The following is a 12,233-nucleotide window of genomic DNA, read 5'->3' on the forward strand; positions in this document are numbered from 1 at the left end:
GCATTATTCATATATCCCAAACACGATGCGCGCACCGTCGAAAGTCATTAACACTTAACTTATTTCTGTTAATACATTACAGGATTCTATATCTGCTCCACAGGCAGTATCTTTTGGGGTAAATAACGCCGACAGTACATTTTATTTAGCTTATTGATTTCGCAAAAATTCAGGCCGGCAATGGAATTAAACGTGCTATCTTCAACGAAGGCTATTATTTTAGACCCGCCTTCGCTGTACCATTTAACCGCCTGCTTATAGGGCCACGGCAGTTCATAACCCTTATCACGCAGCAGGTGGTTCAGCCTGCACCAGTCTTGCTGAAAATTATCGCCGCTAAAAAAATGCAGAATCTCGTTCTTATTTACCCCATATCTTTTCTCGGGCGCGCATAAGATTTCATCTGAGGAGAGGTAGGCCTGATAAAACCCAACCATCAGCTTTTGCACGTAGGGTGAATAACTTCGGGGAATGGTTAAAACGCCAATAAGGTATTTGTAAGCCTTATGCCTTAGCGCAACGTGAAAAATTCCCTTCCAGAGTTCGTCCAGCGCATGGGTTTTTTGATACTGTTTTTGTATAAATCCGCGTCCAATCTCAATACTTTGGCTGATAACGGCCAGCGCCTCAGGTTGATAACGGAACAGGCTATGGCTGTAAAGCCCTTCCAGGCCATGCCTGCCAATTTGTTCGCCAGCAAAGACAAATCGATAGGCGCCGGCAATTTCAAGCCGGGCGGGATCCCATAAAATAATGTGGTAATAATCATCATCGTAGCGGTCGTTATCATATTTCTTGCCCGTTCCTGCGCCTATCGCCCGAAAAGATATCTCTCGCAGGCGGCCAAGCTCACGCAGCACCGGCGAATAACCTTCGCCATGATAGCGATAAAGCAGCACGCTTTTCCCGTCAGCAAGTTGCTTTAATCGTTCGCACTGGCTTAGCGCGGCATTCAACAAGCTGCGGTTTTCCGGCGGTGCCAGCGGCGCGGCGAGTGGTAATACAGGCGGCTTATCTGTTGCCATTTGCTGTACATGCTGCTGAAAAGATGCGGCAACAACGGCTAACTGTTTTTTTTCACAGTCGATTCTGGCGAGGTCAATCTGCCGACCAATTTTAATGTGCAGCTTTCCCCCACGATGCCGAAGACATTCGCGCAGTATCATCAGATTAGAGAGAGGACGCCAGACAATGGCGGTGAGATAATAACGTAAGCTGTTAAATCCTCTGATATATACCGGCACCAGAGTAGCATGCGTTTTTTTAGCTAATTGCAGAAATCCAGGATGCCAGGGAAACTCTTTTAACCCGACAGGATTGATGCCAGCCAGCTTTCCCGCCGGAAAAATAATCAGCACGCCGCCGCTTTCCAGATGCTTGCTCATCTCTTTATACTGACTTACCGCTATTTTCCCTTGCATATTTCTGATGCCGATAGTCAGCGCTTCAATTTGAGGCAACAATAATGGAATAACATGATTAGCCACTACCTTGATATCTTTCCTGACTTTTGCCACTGACGAAATCAAGGCGATGCCGTCAATAACGGTAGGATGATTTGAGAAGAGAATAGTCGGACCCTGCGCCGGTATATTGTCATAGTCGTCGCAGTGGACATTGAAGCGAAACGCAAGTATTTCTGTAAAATTTTCAATCCAATCAATACCCTGCTTGTCTGATACCCTATCCGTATAAGCATCAATCTTATCTTTTCCTATTGCCCACCTGAATAAGCTTTTCTGCCATCCAGGTATTTTCTTATCCGGAAAGAACTCTACTAACAACTTATTAACAACATCCATGTCATCACCTTAGCTTTCTTGTGAGTTTTTTAATAGTCATCCTGTGCAGATGCGGCTCTCACATTAAAAACCGTCTGTTCCCTACTGCCAGAACAGACGACTGCCCCAGCCGAAGCGAGAGAATATCTTTCCTCTTTAATAAATCAACATACCGGCCAGATAAAATTATCGTATCCGCCGACACTGCCTATGTTACTGACTAGCCAGCAACATCACAGTTAATCAGGAGTTATTATCGATGCAGAGGAAAGTCTGCTTACTTCGACTGTATGATGGTTGCTATTTAAGATACTATTAATTTTTTCCTTTAATAGGCAACCACAAAAAATTAATAACTCCTTTTTTCTGGCGAAATGAATACAGCTTGCCCGGCGAATAAATGGCGGCGCCAATTTTTACTTAACGTTCACGTTTTTAGGCAATATCGTCGGATAGCACCGGCTATAGCCAGGCCTTCATCGGTGAATGCGCCCCATTCGGGCAACCTGCAATTGCCTGTCTGGCTAAATAAGCATGACGAAAAATAAGCTTGTCCATCGACAACGCCTCATTTCCGCCGTTTGCCTAATAAGATGTTTCTAATGCTATCAAAACCTGATAGCAGCTTAATAATTTCCGCCATAAACCGCTTTTCATGTCCCTGGCGCAATCGACGCTTAAACCTGTTAACGGAGAGGCGGCATCGCTATAATCTCCCCATCTTTCCTGAATACGGGTACGCACAATGATCCGCAGCATGACCGCCTACGCCCGGCGTGAAACCAAAGGCGAATGGGGCAGCGCAGCCTGGGAGCTACGTTCCGTGAACCAGCGCTATCTTGAAACTTACATCCGCCTGCCGGAGCAATTCCGCAGTCTGGAACCGGTTATTCGTGAACGTCTGCGTAATCGCCTGACGCGCGGAAAGATTGAATGTAACTTACGTTTTGACGCCGATCCGGGCGCGCAAAGCGCGTTGATCCTTAATCAACCGCTGGCGAAGCAGCTGCTGGAAGCCGCGCAGTGGGTGAAGCAGCAAAACGCGAATGGCGAAATCGATCCGGTTGATATTTTACGCTGGCCGGGCGTGATGTCCGCGCAGGAGCAGGATCTGGACGCTATCAACGTCGAGCTGCTGGCCGCGCTGGAACTGGCGATCGATGATTTCATCACCGCGCGTGAAAGCGAAGGCGCCGCATTGAAAACCATGATTGAACAGCGCCTTGAAGGCGTCAGCGCCGAAGTGCAGAAGGTTCGCGCCTGGATGCCGGAAGTCCTGAAATGGCAGCGCGAGCGGCTGGTGACCAGGCTTGAAGAGGCGGAGATACAGCTGGACAATAATCGTGTCGAACAGGAATTGTTGATGATGGCGCAACGCATCGACGTTGCCGAGGAGCTCGATCGCCTGGAAGCGCATGTTAAAGAGACGTACAACATCCTGAAGAAGAAGGAGGCCGTTGGCCGCCGTCTCGACTTTATGATGCAAGAATTCAACCGTGAATCGAACACGCTGGCATCGAAATCGATCAATGCAGATATCACCGCCTCGGCGATTGAGCTAAAGGTGCTGATTGAGCAGATGCGCGAGCAGATTCAGAATATTGAATAACCGCGCATGGCCTTACCGCAAGCGTAAACCTGTGCAGCCCGCCTCTGGCGGGCTTTTTTATAATGTCCTTCTCCGGCGCCTTCCCCTCTCTTTCTTGCAATTTTTAACGCGTCGGCGTTGTTATATCCATGACGACAACGCCGCCAGCGTACCTTGCCGTTAACGCAACGGTTGAAAAACGTCAGTCTTGTCTGCCCCTTTCCCACGGGCGTTGTACACTGCTTAAGGCACTGAAGTTTCTTAACGGAGGGAATATGTTGCCGTCACACACGCTCAGTTTGACCATTATGCGTCACTGGTTAGATCTTTATGAAACTGTCTGGAAACCAGAGTTTTTCACGAAATGGGTATCGGCAATTGGCGAATCACCTCTTCAGCCAGAAGGCAGCATCTGGAAAGCTCAGGGACCAGACGGCGCAATCAAGGTTCGTTTTACTGAACATAATGCGTTTGGAGTAATGGACCACTGGCTGGATAACGGTTTCGGTAAAGAGATATATATGCCGATGCGCATTGTGCCTAATCAGGAAGGCGCGCAGGTACTGCTTACGCTTTTCCGTCAGCCCTTTACCACAGACGAAAAATTCCAGCAGGAGCTGTCGTTAATCGAGCAGGACCTGCAGAAACTGCATCGGTTAGTGACAAGCTGACAGTAAGCTTTGTTGCGGAGGGGAAAAGAACCTTATCGGCATCTCTCCCCCGCAGCTTTTTCACGCTAACGCAAATTTCGTTGGCTCTGTGAAAAATAATCCTGCTTTATCGCCCTCCTCTTTAATTAACTCTCTATGCGTTACGGCACCATAAACCTGCAAAGATGTTAATCTGTTCTTTCCGGGAAAAATCTTAAGCACCTAACGAAAAAACACCTTTAAAACAATAAGATACTCAATAAATCTATTCTGATAACTCATTCCCACCAAATGAAACTTTAAAGGTAACGATGTTTTGATTGGTTTCTTAATGAAACCAATTCAGATTTATACAACCATTTATTTCTCGAACATTAATTTCAGATATTTCTTATGGTGTTTCTTTCATCAAAAAAAGCTATAAATCTCCCTGCACACAGCAATTTCTAATAATCAGACATTCCAGGAACATTCTATGGAACGCACATCTCTGCAAGAATTTACTGAGCAAGAATTTACTGAGTTTGCAAGTAAAATATTGATTGCTGATTTTGAAACAACCGAAGGGTTGTTAAAAGCAGCAATGGAATTTGTTTTATTAGCGGGTCATCCTGCGGGTACCGATCTTATCTGTTACCCGCAGGATTTTAATATTACCACTCCGCAAAGCATGGTCGATGTGATCAAAAGCTGGCGTGAGCAACATGGCCTCCCTGGTTTTCGAAATCAAAAAGCCTCACTTTCAATATAATAAAAAACCCATAAACCATAATAATAAAAATATGGGTTTTTATAACCTATTCAATGGCATTTACCATTAAGAGCACATTATGAGTTTAAGGCAGAAGGCGCTCAATGGCGCTAAATGGTCAGCCGTTTCGTCAGTTATGACGATTGGCCTTGGCATTTTACAACTGGCCTTGCTTGCCAGAATGATTGATCCAAAAGAATTTGGATTATTGACTATTTCTCTGGTTATTTTGACGTTGGTAGATACGCTTTCTGATTTTGGTTTATCCAATTCAGTCATACAACGTAAAGATATGTCGGAGACAGAACTTTCCACTTTATACTGGTTGAATATTATTATTGGCGCAGTAATTTTCCTGCTGGTTTATTGCAGCAGCGATTTTATTAGTGCTTTATTACATCAACCGCAACTGAGCGAACTTATTCAGGCGCTTTCCGTGGCCTTTATTATCATTCCTCAGGGTCAACAGTTTCGTGCTTTATTGCAGAAAGAGCTCGCCTTTACTCAGATTGGCCGAACGGAAGTGATAGCGGCGCTGGCAGGCTTTGCCGTTACGCTGCTTTCAGCGCTGTTTTATCCCTCTGCGCTTTGCGCTATCTGGGGTTATCTCACAATGATCTCTGTGCGTATGCTGCTGTTTTGCTATTACGGCCGTGAGATCTATCGGCCACAGTTTGTCTTTGAACTGAAAAGCGTGAGCAGCAACTTACGCTACGGCGGTTATCTTACCGCAGACAGCTTGATCAATCAGCTCAGCATGAATATGCCCACTATGCTGCTTTCCCGGCTATTGGGCGCGGTAGCCACCGGCGGTTATAACCTGGCGTTCAACCTGGCCGTCATGCCGCCCGCTAAAATCAACCCTATTTTGACGCGCGTCTTGTTTCCGGCGTTCGCTCAGATGCAGGATGACCGGCCGCGTTTACGTCATAACTTTTATAAAATGCTGTCTATCATGAGCCTGCTGAACTTCGTTGCGCTGCTGGGCATGATTGGCGTCGCGCATAATCTGGTATTGAGTGTTTTTGGCGAACGCTGGTTGTTTATTACACCGGTGCTACAAATCTTATGCGTTGCCGGCATTATGCGCGCCATTAACAACCCTGTCGGCGCTCTGGTCATGGCAAAAGGCACCGTGGATATCAGTTCCAGACTGAATGCGATCCGCCTGATACTCTCAGTACCGGCTGTCTGGCTGGGCGCGGAATGGGGCGGGCTGATGGGCGCGACTATCGGTTTCACCGCCTTGCAGGCCTTAACGGTATTAATGAACTACTTTGTGCTGATTCGCCCTATCCTGGGCGCGAGCGGCAAAGAATACATTGTCAGCCAATGGATGCCGCTGCGTATGGCATTGCCGACACTCTGGATTAGCTACGCGCTTGGCTTTGTGTTGGAAGATGTGATGCCCGCTTCCGCAGCGTTGGCGATACAAATTTCTGCCGGCGCGCTGGTGTGGGGGTTAATGATGCTTAGCAGCCGCGAACCTTTAGTGCTGGAGTTAAAGCAGATCGTACAAAGCAAAGCGCGTCCGAAAGTGACGCTGGAAAGCGAAAATACATTGATATAATAATAAAGCTGTTTATGGGTGGAAAAGTACCCGTACCAGGGTATTTTATTAAGCGTGCTGCTACAGCACGCTTTTTTTATGCTCTCTTTTTACTGGATTATCACCGCTTCGCATAAAAAGAACTAATCCGTAAGCGGATGCCTTAGAAATTTTCACTCGTCTACATTCAGGGAAGCGCTGTAGGCTTGCCACCGTTTTCCTGGAGCTAGCTATGTTACTGACTGTACTCTATATCATAGGCATTACTGCCGAAGCGATGACCGGCGCGCTCGCGGCTGGCCGACGTAAAATGGATCTGTTTGGCGTCATTATTATCGCCTCGGTAACGGCCATCGGCGGCGGCTCGGTGCGCGATATGCTACTAGGACACTATCCGCTCGGTTGGGTAAAACATCCTGAGTACATTATGATCGTTGCCGCGGCAGCGGTCATTACCACCGTTGTCGCTCCTCTGATGACCCATCTGCGCAAAGTCTTCCTGGTGCTGGATGCGCTGGGCCTGGTGGTCTTCTCTATTATTGGCGCTCAGGTCGCGCTGGATATGGGACATGCTGCTGTTATCGCGGCGATCAGCGCGGTCATCACCGGTGTCTTCGGCGGCGTTCTGCGCGATATGTTCTGCAACCGCATTCCGCTGGTATTTCAGAAAGAGCTGTACGCCGGTATCGCTTTTGCCGCGGGCTGGCTCTATATCCTGCTGCTAAAAACACCGCTCTCCCATGAAACGGTCATCATAATTACATTGCTGTTTGGCTTTTTATCGCGCCTGCTGGCGCTGCGTTTTCGGCTTGGGCTGCCCATTTTCAATTATCCGCATCCAGAACATTAATTGCAGGCTGTACGGCGGGGCGTGTGGTTGTCGGGGTATTTATAGCCGAACCGGACGCCGCCTGCTGCTGCTGAATAAATGCAATCAGTTCTCTGACCTCTTTATCCCGCAGCCAGTTTTCGATTCTCTCCGCTAACGTGACGCCAATGCCCGGCAGTTGTTGCCAGTCGTGAGCATCACGCGCCAGCAACGCCGTCCAACTGCTATCCGGCAAGGCCAACAGCGCCGCTTCCGGTATCGGCGCGCCCAGCGCCTTTACCCAGCGTCGCAGAGGCTGGCGCTGCGCCAGATTAAAATGATGAACGATCTGCTGCGCACGCTGCGGCGTGATCCCCGTGATTGTGGAAAGCCGATCGGCGCTCATCGTCATCCATGAAAAAATATGCGTGAAGCCGGGCTGCTGGAGCAGGCGCAGCCATGTGCTGCGTTGAATGCCGGGCAAATCAAGTACGTTTTTTCGACTCATCCAGCTTAAACGGGAGATAAACTGTTTGCGGCAATCCGTGCTGTAATAGAAGCAGCTCAGGCTGTGGTATTGCTGCGGATCGGGCGCTACGGGCCGATCGCGCTGAACCACCCGCCAGACCACGTGTTCAAAGCGGGGAATGCCCTGTCCCGCCAACCCAATAGCCACCTGATCGCCGGGCACGATATCCAGCGCCTGCCAGCGCGCCAAAGACCCCAGACTGACCCGCCGCACGGTTTTATCATCCAGCTGTACCGGGGCGACGTTAAGCACTACGGCAATTTTACCTGTACGGCCTACTGGAAATTCAACGGACTGCACTTCGCTGCTGATAACCGGCGGCGTATATTTCCAGGCTGCGCTCTCTTCACTGCTGCCCGGCAGCCACTGTTTACCCGTTGAGCGTTTGTCCTGATGAATCACCACCCCATCCGTAACAAAAGGCAAGGGGGAGCGAAACCAATGGTTACGCCAGCGAGCGACATCCTCTTCATCTGATACCGGCCGCGTCCAGTCGCCGGATAAGCCAAACCCCAGCCGCTTAAGCGCCTTTTGCCGCATCGCCATTGTTTCCGGGCCATCCGGCCACGCCCAGATGAAAATGCCCAACTGAGACAGGATCGGCGAGGGCAACTGGCGCATTAACGCGCCGGCAACCTGCGCGCGCGCATTCTTACTCCCATGTAGCGATTGCTGATGATCGTTCACCGCCAAAAACAGTTCGCCCTGCAAAATCAGCTGCGGCCGTTTATCGTCAATCTCCTGCGGCAGCGCGGGAATATAAGGCGCTTTATTCAACCAGTTCTGCCCTTTCGCGCCGTCGCCGCGGCTGATCAGCGCAGCCAACTTTCCCTGACGGTAAACCAGCGTCACCGCGACGCCGTCTACTTTCGGTTGCAGCCATAAAGACTTTTTCCCCTGCATCCAGTAAGCCACCGCCAGTTTATCCGGCAATTTTTTTACGCCGGTATGCGCGACGGGATGATCCATAACGCCGCTGCGCGTCCAGACCGATCTATCCGGCTCAGCGGCAGGCTGGAAACAGTGTTGCCACCGTTGCAGGCGGCGCTGCAGGCCGTCATAAAGCGCATCATCAATCAGCGTTTCGCCATCATTGTAATAAGCGCTATCCCAGCTGCGCAGCTGCTGCTGTAAATGCGCCATCTCTTCCGCTGCGCGAGCGGGCGCCCAGCGCGGACAAAGCGCCTGAGCCGCGCCTGCGAACAGCCACAGCAGCCATAGAGCTTCCCTTCCTGACATAACGCCTCCTTGTTTTCAGCACTGTCAGTAAACGCTATTGCCTGGCGACCGGCGAGCAGGAATGCGGCGAACGGGAAAGCGTCACGCAAATTTTTAGTGCAAACGATGCAAGGCAGTGCATCTTATGCGGCATTTTTTCCTGAAAAGAAGAAAAACCGCAGCGTAACGGCGCAAACGCTGCATGGCGGCGGCAAGCCGTGTATACTGTGCAGGAAACAGACTCCGCTCTTTTACACACTTCAAGAACTATCATGGCTCAAGGCACGCTTTATATTATTTCCGCTCCCAGCGGCGCAGGTAAATCCAGCCTGATTCAGGCTATGCTGAAAACGCAGCCGTTATACGATACGCAGGTATCCATTTCGCATACGACACGCGGCGTGCGCCCAGGCGAACAGCACGGCGAGCATTATTATTTCGTTTCAAAACAAGAATTTGAATCGATGATTGAGCAGGATGCTTTCCTTGAGCATGCTGAAGTGTTCGGCAACTATTACGGCACCTCTCGCGCGGCGATTGAACAGGTGCTGGCTACCGGCGTCGACGTGTTTCTGGACATTGACTGGCAGGGCGCGCAGCAGATTCGGCAAAAAATGCCCAGCGCGCGCAGCATCTTCGTCCTGCCGCCCTCGAAAGAGGAACTGGACCGCCGCCTGCGCGGCCGCGGCCAGGACAGCGAAGAGGTCATTGCCCGTCGTATGGCTCAGGCCGTCGCGGAGATGAGCCACTACGCCGAGTACGATTATTTAATTGTGAATGATGATTTCGACCTGGCGCTGTCCGATCTGAAAACCATCATTCGCGCCGAGCGTCTGCGTATGGGCCGTCAAAAAGCCCGCCATGATGCTTTAATCAGCAAACTATTGGCAGACTGAAGTCACATTCAGTATCATGCCCAGTCATTTCTTCACCTGTGGAGTAACACATTTATGGCACGCGTAACCGTTCAGGACGCAGTAGAGAAAATTGGTAACCGTTTTGACCTGGTTCTGGTCGCTGCACGTCGCGCACGTCAGATGCAGGTGAACGGTAAAGATCCGCTGGTACCGGAAGAGAACGACAAACCGACCGTTATCGCCCTGCGTGAGATCGAAGAAGGCCTGATCACCAATCAGATCCTCGATGTACGTGAGCGTCAGGAACAGCAGGAGCAGGAAGCCGCCGAATTGCAGGCCGTGACCGCTATCGCTGAAGGCCGTCGTTAATTAGCCGGAAGGCTCGCCCTTGTATCTTTTCGAAAGTCTCAATCAGTTGATTGTTAAATACTTGCCTGAGGAGCAGATTAAGCGCCTCAAGCAAGCTTATCTTGTCGCACGTGATGCCCACGAGGGACAGACACGTTCCAGCGGCGAGCCTTATATCACGCATCCCGTCGCCGTCGCTTGTATTCTGGCGGAAATGAAGCTCGACTATGAAACCCTCATGGCCGCGCTGCTGCATGATGTGATCGAAGACACGCCCGCCACCTATCAGGACATGGAACAGCTGTTCGGCAAAAGCGTCGCCGAGCTGGTTGAAGGCGTATCCAAACTGGATAAGCTGAAGTTTCGTGACAAGAAAGAGGCGCAGGCGGAAAACTTCCGCAAAATGATCATGGCGATGGTGCAGGACATTCGCGTCATCCTGATCAAGCTTGCCGACCGTACGCACAACATGCGCACGCTGGGTTCGCTGCGGCCGGATAAACGGCGGCGCATCGCGCGCGAAACGCTGGAAATCTACAGTCCGCTGGCGCACCGTCTCGGCATCCATCATTTGAAAACCGAGCTGGAAGAGCTGGGTTTTGAAGCGCTCTATCCCAACCGTTATCGCGTTATTAAAGAAGTGGTGAAAGCCGCGCGCGGTAACCGTAAGGAGATGATCCAAAAAATTCTCGCGGAGATTGAAGGTCGTTTGCAGGAAGCGGGGATTCCCTGTCGCGTTTTCGGGCGCGAAAAGCACCTCTATTCCATTTACTGCAAAATGCACCTCAAAGAGCAGCGTTTCCACTCGATTATGGATATCTACGCTTTTCGCGTGATCGTCCGCGATGTAGATACCTGCTATCGCGTTCTTGGCCAGATGCACAGCCTCTATAAGCCGCGTCCGGGCCGGGTAAAGGATTATATCGCTATCCCGAAAGCGAACGGCTATCAGTCGCTTCACACTTCGATGATCGGTCCGCACGGCGTGCCGGTCGAGGTGCAGATCCGTACCGAAGATATGGATCAGATGGCGGAGATGGGCGTCGCGGCGCACTGGGCTTATAAAGAACAGGGCGAAAGCGGCACCACGGCGCAGATCCGCGCCCAGCGCTGGCTGCAAAGCCTGCTGGAACTGCAACAAAGCGCCGGCAGCTCCTTTGAATTTATTGAAAGCGTAAAATCCGATCTGTTCCCGGATGAGATTTACGTTTTTACACCGGAAGGGCGTATTGTCGAACTGCCGGCTGGCGCTACGCCGGTCGATTTCGCCTATGCGGTGCATACCGATATCGGTCATGCCTGCGTCGGCGCGCGCGTTGACCGTCAGCCGTATCCTCTGTCGCAGCCATTGGCCAGCGGCCAGACGGTGGAAATTATCACCGCGCCGGGCGCGCGGCCTAACGCCGCCTGGCTGAACTTTGTCGTCAGCTCGAAGGCGCGCGCCAAAATTCGTCAGCTGTTGAAAAACCTCAAGCGCGAAGATTCGGTTAGCCTGGGCCGTCGTCTGCTTAATCATGCGCTCGGCGGCAGCCGCAAGCTGGCGGAAATTCCGCAGGCGAGCATTGAGCAAGAGCTGGATCGCATGAAGCTGGCGTCGCTGGACGATCTGCTGGCGGAAATCGGTCTTGGCAACGCCATGAGCGTGGTCGTCGCGAAAAACCTGCTACAGGATATGGCGGGAGGCACATCCGCCAGCGCCGCTTCGCGCAGCAAGCTGCCGATTAAAGGCGCCGATGGCGTGTTGATTACCTTTGCGAAATGTTGCCGTCCTATTCCAGGCGACCCGATTGTGGCGCACGTCAGTCCCGGCAAAGGGTTGGTGGTGCATCACGAATCCTGTCGTAATATCCGTGGCTACCAGAAAGAGCCTGAGAAATTTATGGCGGTGGAATGGGATAAAGTGACCGAGCAGGAGTTCGTCGCCGAGATCAAGGTGGATATGTTTAATCATCAGGGTGCGCTGGCTAACCTGACCGCCGCGATCAATACCGCCGGTTCCAATATCCAGAGTCTGAACACCGAAGAGCGTGACGGTCGCGTTTACAGCACCTTTATTCGTCTGACGGCGCGCGACCGCATCCATCTGGCGAATATTATGCGCAAAATTCGCATCATGCCGGATGTGATCAAAGTTCACCGTAACCGAAATTAACG

General features: G+C 51.1%; 10 protein-coding genes. 8 read left to right on the forward strand and 2 right to left on the reverse strand.

All coding sequences use genetic code 11. The annotated features are described in order from the left end of the window. Positions 1–86: 86 nt before the first annotated feature. The gene (locus tag C2E16_RS20330; protein ID WP_104951614.1) at positions 87–1,802 is read right to left on the reverse strand and encodes a lysophospholipid acyltransferase family protein; all 1,716 of its coding nucleotides are present in this window, start codon (positions 1,800–1,802) and stop codon (positions 87–89) included. A gap of 724 nt (positions 1,803–2,526) precedes the next feature. Between C2E16_RS20330 and C2E16_RS20335 the strand changes: the two genes are divergently transcribed. The 5 genes from C2E16_RS20335 (at position 2,527) to C2E16_RS20355 (ending at position 7,169) form a co-directional block, all read left to right on the forward strand. Then, positions 2,527–3,390 carry a YicC/YloC family endoribonuclease gene (locus C2E16_RS20335; RefSeq protein WP_038629162.1) on the forward strand — a complete coding sequence of 288 codons (864 nt, stop codon included), beginning with the start codon at positions 2,527–2,529 and terminating at the stop codon, positions 3,388–3,390. A gap of 254 nt (positions 3,391–3,644) precedes the next feature. Next, complete coding sequence (locus tag C2E16_RS20340) at positions 3,645–4,040, forward strand: polyketide cyclase (RefSeq protein WP_084969890.1); 396 nt, start codon at positions 3,645–3,647, stop codon at positions 4,038–4,040. A gap of 454 nt (positions 4,041–4,494) precedes the next feature. Beyond that, positions 4,495–4,770, forward strand: a complete 276-nt coding sequence (locus C2E16_RS20345) for a bacteriocin immunity protein (RefSeq protein WP_038629166.1) — start codon at positions 4,495–4,497, stop codon at positions 4,768–4,770. Positions 4,771–4,849: 79 nt separating this feature from the next. Further along, entirely contained in the window at positions 4,850–6,340 is a 1,491-nt protein-coding gene (locus C2E16_RS20350; RefSeq protein ID WP_052133974.1) for an MOP flippase family protein, read from the forward strand. A 211-nt stretch (positions 6,341–6,551) separates the two neighbouring features. Continuing rightward, on the forward strand, positions 6,552–7,169 hold the full coding sequence (locus tag C2E16_RS20355) for a trimeric intracellular cation channel family protein (RefSeq protein ID WP_084969889.1): 618 nt from the start codon (positions 6,552–6,554) through the stop codon (positions 7,167–7,169). Here C2E16_RS20355 and ligB read toward each other — a convergent pair. Then, on the reverse strand, positions 7,144–8,895 hold the full coding sequence (gene ligB, locus C2E16_RS20360) for an NAD-dependent DNA ligase LigB (RefSeq protein WP_084969888.1): 1,752 nt from the start codon (positions 8,893–8,895) through the stop codon (positions 7,144–7,146). The genes C2E16_RS20355 and ligB overlap by 26 nt on opposite strands. 251 nt (positions 8,896–9,146) lie before the next feature. On the opposite strand from ligB, the gene gmk reads away from it, so the two are divergent. The 3 genes from gmk to spoT are packed head-to-tail and all read left to right on the forward strand — an operon-like array spanning position 9,147 to position 12,231. Next, a complete protein-coding gene (gene gmk, locus C2E16_RS20365; RefSeq protein ID WP_038629171.1) occupies positions 9,147–9,770 on the forward strand; it encodes a guanylate kinase in 624 nt (207 codons plus the stop codon). Positions 9,771–9,824: 54 nt separating this feature from the next. After that, positions 9,825–10,100 (forward strand): DNA-directed RNA polymerase subunit omega, encoded by a 276-nt coding sequence (gene rpoZ, locus C2E16_RS20370; protein WP_038629173.1) that lies wholly within the window; start codon positions 9,825–9,827, stop codon positions 10,098–10,100. 19 nt (positions 10,101–10,119) lie between these two features. Next, complete coding sequence (gene spoT / locus C2E16_RS20375) at positions 10,120–12,231, forward strand: bifunctional GTP diphosphokinase/guanosine-3',5'-bis pyrophosphate 3'-pyrophosphohydrolase (RefSeq protein WP_038629175.1); 2,112 nt, start codon at positions 10,120–10,122, stop codon at positions 12,229–12,231. The last annotated feature ends 2 nt before the right edge of the window (positions 12,232–12,233 follow it).

It is taken from the genome of Mixta calida (assembly GCF_002953215.1).
In the GTDB taxonomy this organism is placed as follows: Bacteria; Pseudomonadota; Gammaproteobacteria; order Enterobacterales; family Enterobacteriaceae; genus Mixta; species Mixta calida.

What these genes read in the sequence shown, in the direction of transcription:
- C2E16_RS20330 (WP_104951614.1), bottom strand. Translation starts at nt 1,802, where the DNA reads ATGGATGTTGTTAATAAGTTGTTAGTAGAGTTCTTTCCGGATAAGAAA.
- C2E16_RS20335 (WP_038629162.1), top strand. Translation starts at nt 2,527, where the DNA reads ATGATCCGCAGCATGACCGCCTACGCCCGGCGTGAAACCAAAGGCGAA.
- C2E16_RS20340 (WP_084969890.1), top strand. Translation starts at nt 3,645, where the DNA reads ATGTTGCCGTCACACACGCTCAGTTTGACCATTATGCGTCACTGGTTA.
- C2E16_RS20345 (WP_038629166.1), top strand. Translation starts at nt 4,495, where the DNA reads ATGGAACGCACATCTCTGCAAGAATTTACTGAGCAAGAATTTACTGAG.
- C2E16_RS20350 (WP_052133974.1), top strand. Translation starts at nt 4,850, where the DNA reads ATGAGTTTAAGGCAGAAGGCGCTCAATGGCGCTAAATGGTCAGCCGTT.
- C2E16_RS20355 (WP_084969889.1), top strand. Translation starts at nt 6,552, where the DNA reads ATGTTACTGACTGTACTCTATATCATAGGCATTACTGCCGAAGCGATG.
- ligB (WP_084969888.1), bottom strand. Translation starts at nt 8,895, where the DNA reads ATGTCAGGAAGGGAAGCTCTATGGCTGCTGTGGCTGTTCGCAGGCGCG.
- gmk (WP_038629171.1), top strand. Translation starts at nt 9,147, where the DNA reads ATGGCTCAAGGCACGCTTTATATTATTTCCGCTCCCAGCGGCGCAGGT.
- rpoZ (WP_038629173.1), top strand. Translation starts at nt 9,825, where the DNA reads ATGGCACGCGTAACCGTTCAGGACGCAGTAGAGAAAATTGGTAACCGT.